This is a genomic window from Lysinibacillus fusiformis (assembly GCF_002845985.1).
GTDB classification, from domain to species: Bacteria; Bacillota; Bacilli; order Bacillales_A; family Planococcaceae; genus Lysinibacillus; species Lysinibacillus fusiformis_D.
In genome coordinates this window covers 184,554-204,740 of record NZ_PDFK01000002.1, presented here as the reverse complement: position 1 = coordinate 204,740, position 20,187 = coordinate 184,554, and the positions used below count along the sequence as shown (strand labels likewise).

The window sequence follows — 20,187 nt, the reverse complement described above, 5'->3', positions numbered from 1 at the left end:
TAGTTTTCTGAATTTTTTAATAAATGAAACAAAAGGAGCATTGACCAATTCTTAGTAAATAGATAAGATTTGTTTTAAATTAAACCAAGTAAATTTATTAATTAAGGAGGTAATGTGATGAGACTAGGTTGGAAATGGCTTATCGGTGCATTGGTAATAGGCTTGTTGGCTGGTTGCACAAACAAAGAAGAGGCTACTAAAGAGGAGATTGTAACATTAAAAGTAGGGGCAGCCAATGTTCCTCATGCGGAAGTATTGGAGTATTTAGCAAAAGATATTGAAAAAGATGGAGTGAAACTAGACATTACCATTATAAAAGATGCTGTGCAAGCGAACCAACAAACGGCAGATGGTGAGTTGGATTTTAACTATTTTCAACATGTCCCTTTTTTAGAACAGTCGAATAAAGAAAGTCATTTAGATTTAGTCAGTGTAAAAGGAATTCATATTGAGCCATTTGGTGTGTACTCAAAAAAAATAAAAAAAATTAGTGATTTGCCACAAAATGCAAAGGTTGCTGTACCTAATGATGTTGTCAATTTCTCAAGAGCATTATTACTGTTTCAAAATAATGGTTTGATTGAATTAGATAAAACGAAGAAAGGTGATTATACAGTCGAAGATATTGCGAAAAATGAGAAGAGTATTCAATTTATAGGTGTTGATTCTCCACTACTTGTTCGTTCATTAGATGATGTAGAAGCAGCTGCTATCAATACAAATTACGCATTAGAAGGGGGCTATAATCCTGTGAAGGATGCACTGATTATAGAAGATTCAGAATCACCTTATGTCAATATAATAGCCTCGACAAATGAAAAAAAGGATGATCCAGCTATACAAACAATTGTTAAGTGGTTAACAAGTGAAAAGGCACGTTCGTTCTTTGAAGATCAATATAAAGGTGCTGTTGTCCCAGCATTTTAAAGCTGTGCAATCACATAAATGCTAAGGAGGTAGACGTGCATGATTGAGTTTATTGAGACAACAAAAGAATTCCAGGTCGGTACTTCGACTGTAACGGCTCTAAATAAAATCAATTTAACAATTCAGAGGGGGGATATTTTTGGTGTTATCGGTTTTAGTGGTGCTGGTAAGAGCACACTGATTCGGACAGTAAATTTACTGGAGGAGCCAACATCTGGGCAAGTACTTGTGAATGGCAAAGAATTAACCACGCTCACTAAAAGGCAGCTTCGAGAGGAGAAGAAAAATATCGGCATGATTTTTCAACACTTTAATCTCCTGCATTCTAAAACAGTATTTGAAAATGTAGCAATGCCTTTAATCATAAGTGGAGTAAAAAAATCAAATTTGGAAGGTCAAGTAAAAGAGGTTTTAGCATTTGTTGGTTTAGCAGACAAAACGGATCGCTATATTGATGAGCTATCAGGCGGGCAAAAACAAAGAGTCGGCATTGCAAGAGCATTAGTGACAAAACCAACTATCCTTTTATGCGATGAAGCAACTTCGGCTCTCGACCCACAAACGACCAAATCGATTTTAGCCTTACTGAAGAAGGTCAATATCGAGTACGGTATTACAATTTTAATGATTACTCATGAAATGGAGGTTATTCGGGATATTTGTAATCGTGTCGCTGTCATGGAAAATGGAAGAATTATTGAAACAGGCAATGTACTTGAAATTTTCTCCTCACCAAGAGAAGAGACAACTAAAAATTTTGTCCAATCGGTTGTTCGTGATGAAGTTCCACCTTCTGTTTATGAGCAGCTAAAAAGTATAGATGCTTCTAAAAAAATTTACAATTTAAAATTCATAGGAGTAGACGTTGGGCAGCCGATTGTCTCACAGGTGGCGAAAAAGTTTGCTGTAGATGTCAATGTTTTATTCGGCAATATCACAGAATTACAAGGAATTCCATTCGGCCATTTAATCGTGGAGCTCGTTGGTTCTGAAAAAGATATACAAAAAGCATTTCTTTTTATTCAGGCTAAAAATATTCAAATAGAGGAGGTTGTTGCACGTGAAAGTAAGTACACAAATCATTATCGACGCGGTTCTAGATACGTTGTACATGGTTAGCATTTCCTTATTTTTTGGCGCTATTTTAGGCTTTATTTTAGGGGTAATCTTAGTTGTGACGAGAAAAGGACATATTCTTGAAAATAAATTAATCTTCTCGGTTGTCAATCCGATCGTCAATACATTGCGCTCCATTCCATTCATTATTTTACTTGTTGCAATTATTCCATTCACAAGATTACTCGTTGGCACTGCCATTGGTACGACTGCTGCCATTGTGCCGCTAATCTTGCATATTGGACCATATATTTCAAGATTAATAGAAAATTCATTATTAGAGGTGGATGAAGGCATCATTGAAGCAGCTAAAGCAATGGGAGCCTCTCCATTTCAGATTATTCGAAAGTTTTTGTTACCTGAAGCCTTCCCATCGTTAATCTTAAGTGTCACAACTGCAACGATTGGGCTTGTTGGTGCGACGGCCATGGCTGGAGCTGTTGGAGGTGGTGGTTTAGGTGATGTTGCCATTACTTACGGATATCAACGCTTTGATAATACAACGATTTTGGTTACAGTGGTCATTTTAGTTGTACTTGTGCAAATTATTCAAAGCATTGGCAACAGTCTTGAACGAAAAATACGTAGGGTGTCTTAGGGAGAATGTGAGCATGAAAAAACTGAAATATTTAATAGGATTTTTTACATTACTATTGTTACTAATGGCATGTGCAGAAGCGGATGAAAAAGATAGTGTGAAAGTGGGTATCCGTAGCTCGGAATTGAAAACATGGGCGTATATAAAAGAACAGGCTAGTGAGGAAGGTATTAACTTGGAATTAGTAACATTCTCTGCTCAATATGACCCAAATCAAGCATTGGCAGAGGGAGAAGTAGATATTAATGCTTTTCAACATGTTGCATATTTAAATTTATTTAATACGAACAATAACTCGGATTTACAGGCAATTGGCACAACAATAATGGCACCAATTGGCTTATATTCAAACAAATATAAATCGCTAGATGATATAAAAGAAGGCGCAAAAATTGCTGTACCAAATGATCCTTCCAACTGGGGTAGAGCTTTGCTACTGCTTCAGGAGCATGGACTACTAACAGTAACGGATGATTTTGATGGTAACGGTGGAGAAGACCGTATTAAGGATAATCCCAAAAACTTAATCATTTTGCCTGTTGATGGTGCAACAACGCCACGTGTGATGGAGGATGCTGATTTTGCCATTATTAATAATGGAGTTGCTGTAGAAGCTGGTCTTTTATTGAAGGATGCCATCATTCACGAAAGTGAAACAGCTAAGCCATTTATTAATGTTATCGTGGCAAAGGCAGAAGACAAAAATAATGACATATTGAAGAAAATCGTGGAAATTTATCAGCGAGATGAAACGGGGAAGTTTATTAAAGAAGTGTCAAATGGTAACTATATTCCAGTGGAGCTACCACTGGATGAATTAGCAACATGGAAAGATTTCTATTCATATTAGGAAGGGTGATAACAATGACTAGTAAAAAAGAAATAAAGCTAGCCTTGTATTTAATAGGAGCAGGTATGCATGTTGCTGCATGGAGGCACCCATCTGCCCAAGCAAATGCAAGCATCGATATTCAAGCATTACAAAAAGTAGCTCAGATTGCGGAAAGAGGAAAGTTTGATATAGCTTTTGTTGCCGACAGTTTAGCCATTAATCATGAGTCACATCCACATATTTTAAATCGCTTTGATCCATTAATTCAAATTACGGCTTTAGCGTCGGCAACAACTAAAATTGGACTGGGTGCAACAGCTTCAACCACATACAGTGAGCCATATGTGCTGGCAAGACAGTTAATGTCCATCGATCATATAAGCAATGGGAGAGTTGCTTGGAACTTAGTAACCACAGCAGATGCCACAGGAGAAACGGCATTAAATTTTAGCCGTGATAAGCATTGGGAGCATGATCATCGCTATGAACGTGCAGAGGAATTTATCGATGTTGTTCAATCACTATGGGATTCATGGGAAGACGATGCTTTTCTCTATGATCGAGATAATAATCTATTTTATGATCGTCTTAAAGTGCATGAAACATCATTTAAGGGCAACTATTTATCTGTCAAAGGTCCATTAAATATTGCTCGTTCTGTACAGGGGCAGCCTGTTATTGTGCAGGCTGGTGCATCTAAACCAGGCCAACAATTAGCTGCACGTACAGCGGAAGTTGTATTTGTCCATTGGGATGATATTGAAAAATCGAAAGAACACTATCGGCAATTAAAGGCACAGCTTCCTCCCTTTGGACGTAAGGAGGAGGAGCTCCTTGTTTTACAAGGAATTTCCCCAATAGTAGGTGATACAGAGGAGGAGGCAATTCGTAAATTTAATGAATTACAGTCATTGATTGATCCATACGAAAGCTTAAAATTTGTTTCGGGGTACATGGGGAATGTTGACTTTTCAAAGTATTCCCTCGATACACCTGCTATTGAAGTGGAATTCCCAGAAGTTAATAGTATTCAAAGTCACTTCTATGAACACTTAGAGATTATTAAGAAGGAAAATTTAAAAGTTGGTGATTTGTATGCACGCCTTTTTGGACCTGCAAAGCGCGATGCTTTTGTCGGAACACCAACACAAATAGCGGATGAGATGGAGCGTTGGATAATAGAGCAAGCAGCAGATGGCTTTATGCTACAGTTTCCGTTATTACCACGTGATTTAGAAGATTTTGTTGACAAGGTTGTACCGATTTTGCAGGAGCGAGGTATTTATCGTAAAGATTATAGGGGCACAACATTAAGAGAACATTTAGGCCTGAAAAAGCCGCTGAATCGTTTTGCTAAAAGTAAGGTGAATCAGGAATGATGGATATTTTTATTCGAAATGAACGAGAGCAAAGGCTTGTTCAATATGCTCAGAATTTAGCGCAACAAATTGAGAAGACAGCTAACCAATATGATGAGAGTGGAAAATTTCCGTTTGAGCATTTTAAAATTTTAGAAGATGCAGGCTATTTTCGACTAACAGTGCCTCAAAAATATGGAGGAGAAGAAATTTCTTTATACGAGATGTTATTAGTGCAGGAACAATTAGCTAGAGGCGATGCTTCCACTGCCTTGTCTGTTGGCTGGCATTTATTGACGTTTTTGAATGTTCGTGAGGCAAAAACATGGCCAGAACCTATCTTTGCAGAATTATGCCGAAAAGCAGTTGAGGAAGGCTCACTTTTGAATATTATTAGCAGTGAACGTGGAAAGGGGAATATTTCTCGGGGGAGTTTACCTGGTACAATTGCTAAAAAGGTGCCAGGGGGATATTGCATTACTGGTGAAAAAGCATTTGCTTCATTAGCGCCGATTTTAAAACAATTCACTATTATTGCTTATCTGGAAGAAGAAAACCTAACAGCGGAATTTCTAATAACGAAAAACGAACAGGTGGAAATTGTTGAAACATGGGATGCAATGGGCATGAGGGCAACAGGTAGTCATGATATTATTTTTCATGATACGTTTGTACCAGAGGCAGCGTTGCTTTACAGACATCATCCAAATGGAGTTAATCGTTTTTTAGCTGATGGTCGAGTCTATTCGTTAGAGATTCCAGCCGTTTATTTAGGAGTGGCAGGAGCAGCAAGAGATTATGCAATTGATTTTGCCAAAAATACGTATTCACATAGCTTAGAAAATACAATCGCTCATGCTAGTCATGTCCAACAAAGGATTGGTGAAATAGAAGTACTTTATCAAACTGCACGAAGAACATTGTATAGTATTGCAACACAGGTAGAACAAAATCCAGCTCTTAAGGAGCAACTATCAGAGTCTGTTAGTATCGCAAAGTATGTAATTTGTAATTACGCCATCGATATAGTAACAAAAGCCATGCAAGTTGTAGGGGGACGAAGTTTATCTAAAGAAAACAAAATCCAGCGTCTATTTAGAGATGTTCAATGTAGTCGCTTTAATCCACCAGCAGATGATGTGGTGATAGCTCAACTTGCTATGGAGTTACTTGCGGATAAGAAGCAAGTAACTTTTCAATTATAGTTTATATAATGAAGATTTTGAACCGTGCAAGATTTTATAGAGAGAGGATCTGCCAGTAAAAATAGCTGGCAGATTTTTTTTACATATACAATTTCTCCTGAATTGTCGATTTCTGTTTGTCGTGAAAGTTGATTTCTAGTATGATATTGATTAGTGATAGGGGGGAAACCCGTGGATAACGGTTCTAAAAAACAAGAAATGTTTTCAAAAATGCAGGAAAGAAAATCTGAGGTAAAAATCGTGAGAAAAATCGTTGCAATTATTGCGATTGTTTTCGTGCTTATAATCGGTGTTGTTGGTATCCTTGGGTACAACTATGTCAAGGGTGCATTAAAGCCACTCGATCCTAATGCGACGAAGATCATTGCTGTGGAAGTACCTATTGGTTCTAGTTTATCATCCATTTCCACGCTGCTAGAGAAAAAAGACGTCATTAAAGATGCACGTGTTTTTAAATACTATGCAAAATTTAAAAATGAATCTCAATTCCAAGCAGGAAATTATGATCTAACACAGGCGATGACATTCGATGAACTGATCGAAAGCTTGAAAACAGGGAAAGTCTACCGTAAGCCTGTCTTTACAATGACAGTTCCGGAGGGCTTAACACTTGAACAAATTGGGAATGTGATTGAAAAGAAAACACCATACACAAAACAGGAATTTATGGATCTTGTGACGAGTGATACATTTGTTCAGCAAATGATGGCCAATTATCCTGAACTTGTCACGGAGGCTGTGTTAGCGGATAATATTCGCTATGATTTAGAGGGCTATCTTTACCCAGCCACTTACTCTTACTATGAAGAAAAACCATCATTACAGGGAATTGTAGAAGAGATGATAGCGGCGATGAATAATGTGGTGAAGAACTATAGTGATGTTTTAGCAGAAAAACAAATGTCGGTGCATCAGCTGTTAACATTTGCCTCATTATTAGAAGAAGAAGCGACAGCTCAAACAGATCGAGAGACAATCGCAAGTGTCTTCTATAATAGAATAAATGAAGGCATGCCATTACAGACAGACCCGACCGTGTTATATGCACTTGGTGATCATAAAGATCGTGTGCTTTTTGAAGATTTAGAAGTGGATAATGCTTATAACACTTATAAAAATAAAGGCTTACCACCTGGACCAATCGCTGGTGCTGGTAAAACTTCTATTGAGGCAACATTAAATCCAAGTCAAACCGACTATTTCTATTTCTTAGCAGATAAAGAGGGTGTTAATCACTTCTCAAAAACATATGATGAGCATTTACAGAAAATAGCAAAATATTTACAAAAAGAAGAATAAGCGTTTAGGAAGAGCAAAAAGTATATAGCAAACAGATGGATAGAAGGAAAGAAAAATAGCTTTCCTTCTATTTTCATGCTATTATAAAGTGTGATTTTTGATCAATCCGTTCATTTATGCGGGACAAATATGCGTGGTAGCAATTGTTGGAGCATATCTAAACAATTGCTCATTTTTGTATGGCAAAGTACCAAGACATCACGTTTGGTCTTTTTCTTTTTGTTGATAAATGATGAAGTACAGACAACGGCAAACGCTCGTTGCCTTTTAAATGAGGGTGAAACAATGGAATTATCAGATGCATATATACAATCATTTATACAGCCACGTAATGAATTGCTTTTAGAGATGGAAGCATACGCGGAGGAGAATCATGTACCGATTATGCAATTAGCAGGTATTGACGCATTAAATCAACTGTTACGTATTCAAAATCCGTCAAAAATTTTAGAGATAGGCACAGCAATTGGCTATTCTGCTATTCGAATGGCAGAGGCATTGCCCAATGCCCAAATTGTTACAATTGAACGTGATCAAGAGCGTGTAACAAGGGCGAAAGCCTATATTCGACGTTCTACTGTATCAGATCGAATTACGGTCATTGAGGGTGACGCATTAGAGGTGAACGACGAGGCTATTGATACGACTTTCGATGCGGTCTTTATCGATGCCGCAAAGGGACAGTATCAACGCTTTTTTGAAAAATACGCCCCTTTAGTGAATTCAGGTGGGGTTTTGTATATCGATAATATGTACATGCATGGCCTGTCTGATTTAGAGCTGAAGGATGTGCCACGTCGTAAGCGGACAATGATTCGCAATTTAAAAAACTTCACAGATTGGATTATGCAGCACCCAGATTATACAAGTGCTTTTTTGCCAGTCGGTGACGGTTTATTACTATGTTTGAAGAGGTGACTACTATGAAAAAACCAGAATTGCTTGTGACACCACAATCAGTAGAACATATAAAAGCACTTTTAGAAGCTGGAGCAGATGCTTTTGTTATTGGTGAGCAACAATTTGGTCTACGTCTAGCTGGAGAGTTCTCTGTTGAAGAGGTGGAAGAAGCGACGAAGCTAATTCACGCAGCAGGTAAAAAGGTTTATGTTGCGGTCAATGCACTTTTTCATAATGAGAAACTGGAGGCACTGGCAGACTATTTAAAAGAAATGCAACGTATCGGAGTGGATCGTTTAATTTATGGTGATCCAGCGGTACTTATTATTCGCCGCGAGCAAGCCGTGACAATTCCATTACATTGGAATCCAGAAACGACTGCTACAAACTGGTTTACAGCAAATTACTGGGGGAAACGTGGTGCAAAGCGTGCCGTATTAGCACGTGAACTTTCTCTTGATGAAGTATTAGAAATTAAAGAAAATACTGAGGTGGAGATTGAGGTACAAGTACATGGCATGACATGTATGTTCCAATCGAAACGCCCATTACTTGGTCATTATTTCTTATATCAAGATAAGGTGATGGCCATTGAAAACCGTCAAGAAAATCGTAATATGTTCCTACATGACGATGAGCGAAATAATAAATATCCTATTTATGAAGATGTCAATGGGACACATATTTTCAGTCCAAATGATATGTGTATAATTGATGAGCTTGGTGAATTATTCGAAGGTGGCATTGATGCCCTGAAAATCGAGGGTGTTCTACAAACACCAGACTATGTAGTAACGGTTACAGAAATCTATCGCAAAGCCATCGATACGTATTTTGATGAATCAGAAGACGCGTATGAAGAGATAAAAGATGATTTATTAGCACGAATTGAAGATATTCAACCAGCCATTAGACCATTAGATACAGGCTTTATCTTCAAGGAAACAGTTTACTAGGAGGGGCAATACCATGGCATTAGCGTTAGAACAAAATGACAAAATCCGTGAGATTGTCGACGGTAAACGTGTCATTACTAAAAAACCAGAGCTACTTGCCCCAGCAGGTAGCTTAGAGAAATTAAAAGTAGCTGTTCATTATGGAGCAGATGCGGTATTTATTGGTGGACGAGAATTTGGACTACGTTCCAATGCAGACAACTTCTCGATTGAAGAGATGCGTGAAGGTGTCGAATTTGCCAAACAATATGGGGCAAAAATTTATGTCACGACAAATATTTTTGCTCACAATGAAAATATGGATGGCTTAGAGCGTTACTTAAAGGATATTGAATCAGCAGGCGTAACAGGAATTATCGTTGCAGACCCACTGATTATTGAAACATGTCGTACAGCAGCACCTAAGCTTGAAATTCATCTTTCTACACAGCAATCACTGTCCAATTGGAAGGCTGTTCAGTACTGGAAAGAAGAAGGCTTACATCGTGTCGTTTTAGCACGTGAAGTAGGCGGAGAAGAAATGAAGCTGATGAAGGAAAAGGTTGATATTGAAATCGAGGCTTTCGTTCATGGTGCAATGTGTATCGCCTACTCTGGTCGTTGTGTTCTGTCCAATCATATGACTGCTCGTGACTCTAACCGCGGTGGTTGCTGTCAATCATGCCGTTGGGACTATGATTTATATGAATTAGAAGATGGTGAAGAAAAAGCACTGTTCGATGACAATCATGCATCTTTTGCGATGAGTCCAAAAGATTTAAAATTAATCGAAGCAATCCCTCATATGATTGAGCTTGGGATTGATTCGTTAAAAGTTGAAGGTCGTATGAAATCCATTCATTATGTTGCGACAGTTGTTTCAGTGTACCGTAAAGTGATTGATGCTTACTGTGCAGATCCGGAAAACTTTAAAATTAAACGCGAGTGGCTCGAAGAATTGGATAAATGCGCCAACCGTGATACGGCTGAAGCATTCTTCCATGATGCACCTGGCTTCGAGGAGCAAATGTTTGGAGTGCATGGTCGTAAAACAACGTATGAATTTGCGGGTCTTATTTTAGATCATGATCCAGAAACAAAAATAGTGACGATGCAACAACGAAATTATTTTAAACCTGGTGATGAAGTAGAATTCTTTGGTCCTGAAATTGAAAATTTCCGTTTAACAATGGGCGAAATTTGGGACGAGGATGGCAATAGCCTAGATGCTGCTCGTCATCCATTACAAATTGTGAAATTTAAATGTGACACACCATTAAAACCGCATAATATGATGCGAAAGGAGAATAACTAATGGCAGCAAAGCGACCAGTTGTCATCGGAATCGCTGGTGGCTCATGCTCTGGAAAAACGAGTGTGACGCGCGCCATTTATGAAGTTTTCCGTGAGCATTCCGTTGTGGTGATTGAACAAGATTTTTATTATAAAGATCAAAGTCATTTAACATTTGAAGAACGCTTAGGTACAAACTACGATCATCCGTTGGCTTTTGATAATGATTTATTAATTGAGCACATAAAAAAATTGTTAGTGCGTCAACCAATTGAAAAACCTGTTTATGACTATGTGCAGCATACGAGAGCAGAAGAAGTGATCCATGTTGAACCAGTAGATGTTATTATCCTAGAAGGTATTCTAGTGCTAGAAGATGCTGATTTACGTGATTTAATGGATATTAAATTATTCGTAGACACAGACTCAGATTTACGAATTATTCGTCGTATCATGCGTGATATTAAAGAGCGTGGTCGTACAACTGATTCGGTTATTGAGCAGTATTTAGCAGCGGTTCGACCTATGCATAATTTATTTATTGAACCAACGAAACGTTATGCTGATATCATTATTCCAGAAGGTGGGGATAATGAGGTGGCAATTGATTTAATGGTAACGAAAATTAAAACTATTCTTGAAACCGACAACGTATTGTAATAAGATAGAGTGGTATTGACAATATTTTCATGCATATTTAAAAAAAGCATGCATACTATTAGGTCAAAGCGTAATTTGAAAAAGTTTAAAAATAATAAAATTCGATTAAATGCATCTTCCATGCATTTAGTCGAGTTTTATGTTTTTATATTGAAGAAACAAGGAGTGAAGGACTTTGGCAAATGAAAAACAGTACCCTATGACAGCTGAGGGAAAACGTAAATTAGAAGAAGAATTAGTAAAATTAGAAACAGAAACACGTAAAGAAATCGTTGAACGTATTAAAATAGCACGTGATTTTGGAGATCTATCTGAAAATGCTGAGTATGATTCAGCAAAAGAAGAGCAAGCCTTCTTAGAAGGTCGTATTTCTACATTAAAATCAATGATTCGTAATGCAGTGATTATTTCTGAGGATGAGACAGATAACAGTGTTGTATCACTTGGGAAAACGGTTACATTTGTAGAAATCATTAATGGTAAACCGTCATCAGATGAAGAATCGTATACAATTGTTGGTTCTGCTGAGGCAGATCCAATGGAATTCCGCATTTCAAATGAATCGCCAATTGCAAAGGGTTTACTTGGTCGTGCTGAAGGTGAAGAAGTTGCCGTACAAACACCTGGCGGCGAAATGAAAGTGAAAATTATTTCCATTAAATAATATGTAAGTGTACAAGCAGTTAGCCTTAGGCTGACTGCTTTTAACATTCTTTGGCAATAAAATAGTGAGTATAATTATTTTGCAAGAGCTGTCGAACTTGATAGAATATTTGCTAGAGAGGGGGAGACATTATGAGTGAACGACAAACTCGAAGTAGTCGTCATTTGCAGCCATCTCGTAATAAAAAGCTAGATAAACTATTGAATGTTTTAATAGGTGTTGTGGTTGTACTTATTATTATTACAGCAACCTATGTGTTTAAATGGCAAGATGATGCAGATCAAGCAGTGAAAGATGAACCAGCTCAAGAGGAAAAGAGCGGTGATAACGAAAAAGAAGTAGATAAAGAACCTGCGAAAGAACAGGATAAAGATCTCGCTGTTGAAGAAGACAAAACTTCCGAGGAAGAATCGGAGCCTGATACATCTCAGGAAGAGCAAGGTACGCCAGAAGAGTCGACTTCGGATAATCCAATTGTTGACAAGGTTATCACGAATAAAAATTGGCAGCCAACACCTACAACTCAAACAGGTCAGCATGTGTCTTCATATGATGACAAGTCTGTAGACTGGGCTGAGAAGGTAGCCACTGTTTCGACTGTGACAGGCATCGAACAAAGCAATATGATTATTTGGCGTATGCAAAATAATGGTGGTCCTAATTCATCCGTTGCGACAGTTTCAACGAATGATAAATCTCAGATGTACCGTGTCAGTATGGAATGGGTTGAAAATGAAGGATGGAAGCCCGTGAAGTTAGAGCAACTTAACACATTAGAAGGCGCCTATTGACGAAAATCACTCTTTTGATTATTTTTAATAGAGTTGATAAAGAAGGGAAGTAACAATACATGAAAATAGCAGTAATTGGCGCAATGGAAGAGGAAGTAGAGCTTCTAAGAGCAGCATTAAACGATGCACAAAGTACAATGATTGCAGGCAGTGAGTATACAACAGGGACTTATGAAGGCAAGGAAGTCGTGTTATTAAAAAGTGGTATTGGTAAGGTGAATGCTGCTATGTCTACGACAATCCTTTTACATGAGTTTAAGCCAGATGTTGTTATGAATACAGGCTCTGCAGGTGGATATGACGAGGCACTTGAGGTAGGCGCTATCGTCATTTCTGATGAAGTTCGCCACCATGATGTAGATGTCACAATTTTCGGCTATGAAATCGGACAGATGGCTGGGATGCCAGCAGCTTATAAATCAGATGAGAAATTGATGAAAGTCGCTGAGGAGGCCGTCAAGGCGGTTGGAGAGCATCAATATGGCATCGGTTTAATTTGCTCTGGAGATGCTTTTATGAATGATCCTGAACGTGTAGAAGCGGTTCGTCGTCATTTCCCTCAAATGAAGGCAGTAGAAATGGAAGCGGCTGCGGTTGCTCAAGTATGTTATCAATTTGCTACACCTTTTGTTGTCATTCGTGCTTTATCGGATATTGCTGGGAAAGAATCGAATATTAGCTTCGATGAGTTTTTACCAGTTGCTGCAAAGCATTCGACACAAGTCGTTTTAAAAGCAATTGCCTCTCTATAAACTACACAAAATGGTCAAAATGTGCCTGTCATTCTGTGAGAAAAATCACAGTTAAAGCAATGGACAAATGCTACACTGACAGTAATACATCTCTTCATAATAGAATGGGAGGCATTCATGATGTTATTTTTAACAGCGGGTGTAGTCATTATTACAACTTTAATAGGCACGTTGATTTCAGCAGAACTATCGGAGTCAGCGCATTAGTAAGACGGGAAAGCTCCTTTGCGACATAGTCATATCGCAGGGGAGCTTTTTATATGCCATGAAATAGGCACAACTTCCGCCAATGATGCATTGAATTTTTCTACTGTCCATTTTACAATATATTATTCAATAGACTTTTGGTCTCGTTTGTATAGTTGATAGAGTTTAATAAGTGCTCGCTTTTCAATGCGAGATACATAGCTGCGTGAAATATTTAAACGAGCAGCAATTTCCTTTTGTGTAAGGGCATCCTGTTGATTTAAACCATAGCGTAGTGTCACAATTTCGAGCTCACGTTCATCAAGCATATGCAAATAGTGATATAACTGTGCCACATGTTCTTTATGCTCTAGTTTTTCTGTGGCACTTTCTTCGTCACACTGAAGTAGATCACGAATTTGCAGTGCATTACCATCTTTATCAGTCCCAATAGGCTCAAATAGTGATACGTCTTTCTGTACTTTTTTTTGTGTGCGCAGATGCATTAAAATTTCATTTTCAATACAACGGGCTGCATATGTGGCAAGTCTAGTTTTTTTGTCAGGGGTATAGCTCTCGACAGCTTTCATTAGACCGATTGTTCCGATGGAAATATAATCATCTAGTTGTTCATGTTTTGGATGGAATTTTTTTACGACGTGCGCGACAAGCCTCATATTGCGTTCAATTAAGTCAAGACGCGCTTGCTCATCGCCACCTAAAAATCGTTCAATACAAGCAGCTTCCTCTTCTTTTGAAAAGGGTTTATGGAATGTTTGCCCCTTTAAGTAGCCAAGCAACGCAGGGATTTCAAGCCATAACTGCAACATTGATGTAAAAATTCCGCTCATTGAATGATTTCATCCTTTCCCCATTTTTCGACAGTATATGTTTAAAAGCTGTGGGAAATGAAAAAAGTGCAACAGCAAATGTGCTGTTACACTTTTTTTAACGTAAATGTACTAATCATGAGTAAAGCTAAGATGGGAAAAAGGAAAAGATAAAATGCCGGATGGAACGCATTGGCTGCGAAATACGTTAAAGTTAAGAACGTACCTGCAGCTGTAATTGGTAAACCTGTGAAATAACCATTCGCTTCACTAATGTTGAAGCGAGCTAAACGCATCGCGCCACAGACGATAAATAATACGGCCATCATCATGCCGGCAAAACCAAAATCAACTAGAACAACTTCATACATTAATAATGCAGGTGCCACACCAAATGATATAATATCACTCATAGAATCTAATTGTTTACCTAACTCAGACACTTGTCCGAGTGCTCTCGCTACCTTACCATCGTAGCGATCAAGAAGGGCTGCAATAAAGATAAACAAGACACTATAGCTATAATATTCATGTAAAGTGGCCATAATAGCCGCGCCTCCAAAGGACATATTACTAATTGTGATGAAGTTAGCTGCGTGCGATTTCATTTTCTTAACCGTGGTATCCACCAACTTGTGATAAAAAAACAAGGGGGATCACTCCTTTGCACTTAAGATATTGTACCATTATACTTCGAATGCGAAAAAATTGACAGTCTAAATTAATGGATAGGGGTTTTACTGTATGAAAGAAAAACTATATCAACGCTTGATAGAACTAACGAATGGTAAGCAATCTTCCCATCTTTTGCAGGCAATTGCAAAAGCGAAGTGGAGTAAACGTATAATTCCAAGCTACATGAAGTTATACGATATTAACATTGAAGAAGTTTCAAAAAAACAACAACAATTTTCAAGTTTACATGATTTTTTCACAAGAGAACTTCTAGAAGAAGCTCGACCTATTGAAAAAAATCCAATGATTTATGTTAGCCCAGTAGATGCCAAGGTGGAATCTTTTGGTCGCATTGAATGGGATATGACATTTCTAGTTAAGGGTAAGCCCTATGCATTACAAGATTTACTAGGTAATACAGAGAGAGCCGCACAATATGCAGATGGTCATTTTATCGTATTTTATTTAAGTCCTGCTGATTATCATCGTATCCATAGTCCGATAGATGGGGAAGTAGTACGACAATATACACTTGGTCAGAAATCTTATCCCGTGAATCAGCTAGGTCTTACATACGGTAAAAAACCAATTTCTCATAATTATCGTTTAGTGACAGAGCTGAAAGCAGCCAATCAACAGCATGTAGCCTTTATTAAAGTTGGTGCGACTTTTGTTAATTCCATTGTGCTTACGAATACAACAACGAAATGGCGTAAAGGTCAGGAAGTTGGATATTTTTCATTTGGTTCCACAGTGGTTATGCTGTTTGAAAAGGATGCGATTGAATTTACGGATAATGTTGTACAGGGAAGCCCAATTCGAATGGGTGAAGCTTTTGCAAATATGCTATAATGGTCGAATAATACGTTAAGATTAGGGGTCGCTATTTTGTATAATTTTTTATTACCGAACGAATTTGTGACGAATATTTTTGAAATTACGCCGGAAAAGTTACAAGAATTAGGAATTAGAGGCATCATTACGGATTTAGATAATACGCTTGTTGAATGGGATCGCCCAGACGCAACAGAAGAGCTAATTATTTGGTTACGTATTATGAAAGAATCAGGTATTCGAGTTATTATTGCATCGAATAACAATGAAGCGCGTGTGAAGCATTTTGCTGAGCCATTAGGTATCCCGTATATTCACAAGGCAAAAAAACCACTTCGTAATGCTTTTTATAATGCACTGATTCAACTAGGTTTACGCCCAAATGAAGTAGTCATGGTTGGAGATCAACTCCTGACTGATGTGATGGGCGCAAATCGTTTAGGCTTGCATACAGTGTTAGTAAAGCCTGTTGCACAATCAGATGGGCTTGTAACAAAATTGAATCGTTTCATTGAGCGTCGAGTATTTAATGATTTGAAACGTAAAGGAATAATAACTTGGGAGGAACAAGAATGATTGAAATGCCAAATTGTATTGGCTGTGGTACAACAATTCAAACAGAAGATAAAACAGCAGTTGGATATGCACCCCCATCATCATTAGAAAAGGATGTGGTCATTTGCCAGCGCTGCTTCCGTTTGAAAAATTACAATGAAATTCAACCCGTGTCATTAACAGATGACGACTTTTTACGTATTTTAAACGGCCTTGGAACACAGCAGGGCTTAATCGTAAAAATTGTTGATATATTTGACTTCAATGGGAGCTGGCTACCTGGGCTTCACCGTTTTGTAGGGAAGAATCCTGTTCTTTTGATTGCCAACAAAGCAGATTTATTACCAAAATCAGTGAAACCGAAAAAAGTAATCAATTGGCTTAAACGCGAGGCAAAGGCACTAGGACTTCAGCCTATCGATGTTCTATTAGTCAGTGCCCATAAAGGCAAGGGAATGGCGGAAGCAATGGAGGCCATCGACGAGTACCGTAACGGACAAAATGTCTATGTTGTAGGTTGTACAAATGTTGGGAAATCTACATTCATTAACCGTATTATTAAACAGGCTACAGGAGAAGGGGAAGTCATTACAACGTCACACTTCCCTGGTACTACTTTAGACATGATTGACATTCCACTGGATGATGGTAGTGCATTATATGATACGCCTGGTATTATTAATCATCATCAAATGGCTCATCATATTGATTCAAGTGAATTAAAATATATTATGCCGAAAAAGGAAATTAAACCGAAAGTCTACCAGCAAAATCCTGGACAGTCCCTATTTATTGGGGCATTGGCGAGATTTGACTTTATCCAGGGAGAGCGTTCAGCCTTTACAATCCATGTGGCAAACGATCTACCGATTCACCGTACAAAGCTTGAGAAGGCCGATACATTATATGCAGAACATAAAGGCGAGCTTCTGGCACCTCCAACTGCAGATTTTATCGACCAACTTCCACCATTAGTACGTCATGAGTTTTCCATCAAAGAAGCGAAAACAGACGTTGTATTTTCTGGCCTGGGCTGGATTACAGTACAGCATGCTAATGTAGTCGTAGCAGCCTACGCGCCAAAAGGTGTACAAGTTTCAATTCGTCCTTCATTAATCTAAACAGAAGGATGTAGTAGAGAGAGGGACTAGAAAATGAAGAAATGGTTTGCAGTTATGGGTGATCCAATTGAACATTCAAAATCACCGGCCATGCACAATGCTTGGTTTGAGGACATGTCAATAGATGCGACATATATTCCTTTGCATGTACCTTCTGATCAATTAGAATCAGCAGTTGCTGGTTTGAAAACATTAGGGGCGAGTGGCTGGAACGTGACAATTCCTCATAAGACAGCAATCATTCCATATTTAGATGAGCTAGATGAGCTGGCGCAAAAAATGGGCGCAGTGAATACAGTCGTACGAACAAAAGAGGGAAAGCTGAAGGGCTATAATACAGATGGGATTGGCTTTGTTCGCTCACTAGAAGAAGCCGTTGGTGTATCTCGAAAGGACAAGCCTGTATTACTTGTTGGTGCTGGTGGCGCTGCTCGCGGTATTGCCTTTGCTATGCAGCAACAAGGCTATCACCATTTAACTATCGCCAATCGTACGGTGGCAAATGCCCAAGCGATAATTGATGAAATGGATATGGGTCGTGCGATGTCATTACAAGAAGCAGAAGAAACATTAGCTGATTTCGGCATTATTGTGCAAATGACATCGGCTGGCCTTGCTACGGGCAATTTTTCTATGCCATTTTCATTAGATCGACTTGCGAAAGGAGCAATTGTTGCGGATATTGTGTATAATCCATTAATGACGCCTTTTTTACAAGCGGCTGAAGAAAAAGGAGCAACGATTGTCACAGGCTTAGGGATGTTTGTCCATCAAGGAGCCATTGCTTTTGAACACTGGTTAGGAAACTATCCAAACACAAATTCAATGATTGCGCAGCTTAAGGCGCAATTAGGAGGAAACTAATTTTTATGTTAACAGGTAAACAGAAACGTTTTTTACGTGCAGAGGCACATCATTTAACACCTATTTTCCAAGTAGGAAAAGGTGGAGTTAATGACGAAATGACAAAGCAAATTCGTGAGGCACTAGAAGTACGTGAACTGATTAAAGTGCGTATTTTAGATAACTGTGAAGAGGACAAACATGAAGTTGCTGAATCACTGGCAACAGGTGCTCGTGCGGAGCTTGTCCAATTAATCGGTCTGACAGTTGTTTTATATAAAGAGTCACGCAATCATAAAAAGATTGTATTACCAAAAGCAACGAAATAAGGTGAGACGATGAAAAAGGTCGGTTTACTAGGTGGCACATTTAACCCACCACATATAGGGCATCTCATGATGGCTAATGAGGTTTTTCATGCGCTAGAGCTTGATGAAATCCGTTTTATGCCAAATGCTATACCACCACATAAGCAGGCACAATTTGATGCTAGTAATGTCGAACGACTCGAAATGGTGAAGCGTGCAATTCGTCCATTTCCTTATTTTTCAGTAGAGTCGTATGAGGTTGAGAAGGGTGGCGTATCCTATTCCTATGAGACACTTTCTGCCTTGTGTAGAAGAGAACCGGATGTGAAATTTTACTTTATCATCGGTGGCGATATGATTGATTCGCTACATACATGGCATTGTATTGATGATTTAGTAAAAATCGTGCGGTTTGTCGGAGTAAAGCGTCCAGGAACAGCGGCGACAACAGAGTACCCTATAAGTATGGTGGAAGTGCCTCAAATCGATTTATCGTCCACACTGATTCGTGAACGCCTTGCGACTGGGGGAACGGTAACATTTTTATTACCAGAAGCGGTAGAGACGTTCATACGAGAGGAAGGTCTTTATGGAACGCGAACAGTATTTAGCGGCGATTAAGCCAAGAATGCCTGAAAAACGTTATATTCATACAATCGGTGTAATGGAAACAGCCATCGATTTAGCACAAAAATATGGCGAGGATGTTAAAAAAGCTGAAATAGCAGCAATCCTCCATGATATTGCTAAATATGAAGACATTGAATGGATGGAGAATATCGTTCGTGATGAAAATTTAGATCCACAATTAATTGGCTGGGGCAGTGAATTACTCCACGGCCCAGTCGGTGCCTATATAGCGCAAAGTGAGTTTGGCATCACAGACGATGAGTTGTTAAATGCGATTCGTTTCCATACAACAGGACGCGTTGGGATGAGTCGTTTAGAAAAAATCATTTTTGTCGCAGATATGATTGAGCCAAACCGTCGATTTGATGGTGTGGAGCGTCTGCGAAAGAAGGCGCAAAAAAATTTGGATAAGGCGATGAGTGCATGTGTACGCCATACTTTGGCATTTTTAATAGACACAAAGCAACCAATTTATCCTTTATCAATAGAATGTTATAACGATACGATGAACAGAGAGGATAGTGAAGGATGACTTCAACTTTATTACAAGCAGCGTACAAAGCAATTGACGACAAACATGGTGAGGATATTGTCGTTTTAAATATGCAAGGAATTTCCCTTTTAGCAGATTATTTTATCATCGCCCATGGTAACTCTGACCGCCAAGTGCAAGCAATCGCGCGTGAGTTACAGGATATAGCAGAACAACAAGGCTATGAAATTCGTCGTGTCGAAGGTTTCGATGCAGCTCGTTGGGTACTTGTTGACCTTGGAGATGTAGTGGCGCACGTATTCCATAAGGATGAGCGTGCTTATTATAATTTAGAACGTCTATGGGGCGATGCACCGCAGCTAGACATGCCAGAGGCCTAAGC

The 20,187-nt window shown here is 38.7% G+C and carries 24 protein-coding genes; 22 read left to right on the top strand and 2 right to left on the bottom strand.

Annotated features, from left to right (window positions below):
* The first annotated feature begins 117 nt into the window (after positions 1-117).
* The 14 genes from CRI88_RS07070 to mtnN all read left to right on the top strand — a co-directional run bounded on the left by CRI88_RS07070 (position 118) and on the right by mtnN (position 13,330).
* Entirely contained in the window at positions 118-927 is an 810-nt protein-coding gene (locus CRI88_RS07070; protein WP_036121966.1) for a MetQ/NlpA family ABC transporter substrate-binding protein, read from the top strand.
* Between the two features lie 39 nt (positions 928-966).
* Complete coding sequence (locus CRI88_RS07065; RefSeq protein WP_101966497.1) at positions 967-2,046, top strand: methionine ABC transporter ATP-binding protein; 1,080 nt, start codon at positions 967-969, stop codon at positions 2,044-2,046.
* Entirely contained in the window at positions 2,039-2,641 is a 603-nt protein-coding gene (locus CRI88_RS07060; protein ID WP_230593802.1) for a methionine ABC transporter permease, read from the top strand. The genes CRI88_RS07065 and CRI88_RS07060 overlap by 8 nt, the downstream gene beginning before the upstream one ends.
* Positions 2,642-2,654: 13 nt before the next feature.
* Entirely contained in the window at positions 2,655-3,491 is an 837-nt protein-coding gene (locus CRI88_RS07055) for a MetQ/NlpA family ABC transporter substrate-binding protein (protein ID WP_058844209.1), read from the top strand.
* Between the two features lie 14 nt (positions 3,492-3,505).
* Positions 3,506-4,852, top strand: a complete 1,347-nt coding sequence (locus CRI88_RS07050; protein WP_101966496.1) for an LLM class flavin-dependent oxidoreductase — start codon at positions 3,506-3,508, stop codon at positions 4,850-4,852.
* Complete coding sequence (locus CRI88_RS07045) at positions 4,849-6,036, top strand: acyl-CoA dehydrogenase family protein (RefSeq protein ID WP_036121950.1); 1,188 nt, start codon at positions 4,849-4,851, stop codon at positions 6,034-6,036. The genes CRI88_RS07050 and CRI88_RS07045 overlap by 4 nt, the downstream gene beginning before the upstream one ends.
* Before the next feature lie 171 nt (positions 6,037-6,207).
* Positions 6,208-7,335, top strand: coding sequence for an endolytic transglycosylase MltG (mltG, locus tag CRI88_RS07040; protein ID WP_101966495.1), 1,128 nt, complete (start codon positions 6,208-6,210; stop codon positions 7,333-7,335).
* Positions 7,336-7,620: 285 nt separating this feature from the next.
* The gene (locus CRI88_RS07035; protein WP_089933455.1) at positions 7,621-8,253 is read left to right on the top strand and encodes an O-methyltransferase; all 633 of its coding nucleotides are present in this window, start codon (positions 7,621-7,623) and stop codon (positions 8,251-8,253) included.
* A 5-nt stretch (positions 8,254-8,258) separates the two neighbouring features.
* Entirely contained in the window at positions 8,259-9,191 is a 933-nt protein-coding gene (locus tag CRI88_RS07030; RefSeq protein WP_058844212.1) for a peptidase U32 family protein, read from the top strand.
* Positions 9,192-9,204: 13 nt separating this feature from the next.
* Positions 9,205-10,485, top strand: coding sequence for a peptidase U32 family protein (locus CRI88_RS07025; protein WP_058844213.1), 1,281 nt, complete (start codon positions 9,205-9,207; stop codon positions 10,483-10,485).
* On the top strand, positions 10,485-11,123 hold the full coding sequence (gene udk, locus CRI88_RS07020; RefSeq protein WP_036121933.1) for a uridine kinase: 639 nt from the start codon (positions 10,485-10,487) through the stop codon (positions 11,121-11,123). Before CRI88_RS07025 ends, udk begins: the two co-directional genes overlap by 1 nt.
* Before the next feature lie 175 nt (positions 11,124-11,298).
* Positions 11,299-11,787 carry a transcription elongation factor GreA gene (gene greA, locus CRI88_RS07015; protein WP_036121930.1) on the top strand — a complete coding sequence of 163 codons (489 nt, stop codon included), beginning with the start codon at positions 11,299-11,301 and terminating at the stop codon, positions 11,785-11,787.
* A gap of 131 nt (positions 11,788-11,918) precedes the next feature.
* Positions 11,919-12,578, top strand: a complete 660-nt coding sequence (locus CRI88_RS07010) for a YrrS family protein (RefSeq protein WP_036121926.1) — start codon at positions 11,919-11,921, stop codon at positions 12,576-12,578.
* 59 nt (positions 12,579-12,637) lie between these two features.
* On the top strand, positions 12,638-13,330 hold the full coding sequence (gene mtnN, locus CRI88_RS07005) for a 5'-methylthioadenosine/S-adenosylhomocysteine nucleosidase (RefSeq protein WP_036121923.1): 693 nt from the start codon (positions 12,638-12,640) through the stop codon (positions 13,328-13,330).
* A 329-nt stretch (positions 13,331-13,659) separates the two neighbouring features.
* Here mtnN and sigK read toward each other — a convergent pair whose 3' ends face one another.
* Together sigK and pssA are read right to left on the bottom strand one after the other, a co-directional pair.
* Positions 13,660-14,367 (bottom strand): RNA polymerase sporulation sigma factor SigK, encoded by a 708-nt coding sequence (gene sigK / locus CRI88_RS06995; RefSeq protein WP_036121917.1) that lies wholly within the window; start codon positions 14,365-14,367, stop codon positions 13,660-13,662.
* Positions 14,368-14,453: 86 nt separating this feature from the next.
* A complete protein-coding gene (gene pssA / locus CRI88_RS06990) occupies positions 14,454-14,954 on the bottom strand; it encodes a CDP-diacylglycerol--serine O-phosphatidyltransferase (RefSeq protein WP_051891644.1) in 501 nt (166 codons plus the stop codon).
* Between the two features lie 136 nt (positions 14,955-15,090).
* On the opposite strand from pssA, the gene CRI88_RS06985 reads away from it, so the two are divergent.
* The 8 genes from CRI88_RS06985 to rsfS are packed head-to-tail and all read left to right on the top strand — an operon-like array spanning position 15,091 to position 20,185.
* Positions 15,091-15,873, top strand: coding sequence for a phosphatidylserine decarboxylase (locus CRI88_RS06985; RefSeq protein ID WP_058844215.1), 783 nt, complete (start codon positions 15,091-15,093; stop codon positions 15,871-15,873).
* A 36-nt stretch (positions 15,874-15,909) separates the two neighbouring features.
* Positions 15,910-16,431: a YqeG family HAD IIIA-type phosphatase gene (locus CRI88_RS06980; RefSeq protein WP_058844216.1), complete on the top strand. Its 522-nt coding sequence runs from the start codon at positions 15,910-15,912 to the stop codon at positions 16,429-16,431.
* Complete coding sequence (gene yqeH, locus CRI88_RS06975; RefSeq protein ID WP_036121905.1) at positions 16,428-17,531, top strand: ribosome biogenesis GTPase YqeH; 1,104 nt, start codon at positions 16,428-16,430, stop codon at positions 17,529-17,531. The genes CRI88_RS06980 and yqeH overlap by 4 nt, the downstream gene beginning before the upstream one ends.
* A gap of 33 nt (positions 17,532-17,564) precedes the next feature.
* Positions 17,565-18,395: a shikimate dehydrogenase gene (gene aroE / locus CRI88_RS06970; protein ID WP_036121902.1), complete on the top strand. Its 831-nt coding sequence runs from the start codon at positions 17,565-17,567 to the stop codon at positions 18,393-18,395.
* A 5-nt stretch (positions 18,396-18,400) separates the two neighbouring features.
* Complete coding sequence (yhbY, locus tag CRI88_RS06965; RefSeq protein WP_036121900.1) at positions 18,401-18,703, top strand: ribosome assembly RNA-binding protein YhbY; 303 nt, start codon at positions 18,401-18,403, stop codon at positions 18,701-18,703.
* Positions 18,704-18,712: 9 nt separating this feature from the next.
* A complete protein-coding gene (locus tag CRI88_RS06960) occupies positions 18,713-19,303 on the top strand; it encodes a nicotinate-nucleotide adenylyltransferase (protein WP_058844217.1) in 591 nt (196 codons plus the stop codon).
* A complete protein-coding gene (gene yqeK / locus CRI88_RS06955) occupies positions 19,272-19,844 on the top strand; it encodes a bis(5'-nucleosyl)-tetraphosphatase (symmetrical) YqeK (RefSeq protein ID WP_036121894.1) in 573 nt (190 codons plus the stop codon). The genes CRI88_RS06960 and yqeK overlap by 32 nt, the downstream gene beginning before the upstream one ends.
* Positions 19,841-20,185, top strand: a complete 345-nt coding sequence (gene rsfS / locus CRI88_RS06950; RefSeq protein ID WP_036121893.1) for a ribosome silencing factor — start codon at positions 19,841-19,843, stop codon at positions 20,183-20,185. The genes yqeK and rsfS overlap by 4 nt, the downstream gene beginning before the upstream one ends.
* The last annotated feature ends 2 nt before the right edge of the window (positions 20,186-20,187 follow it).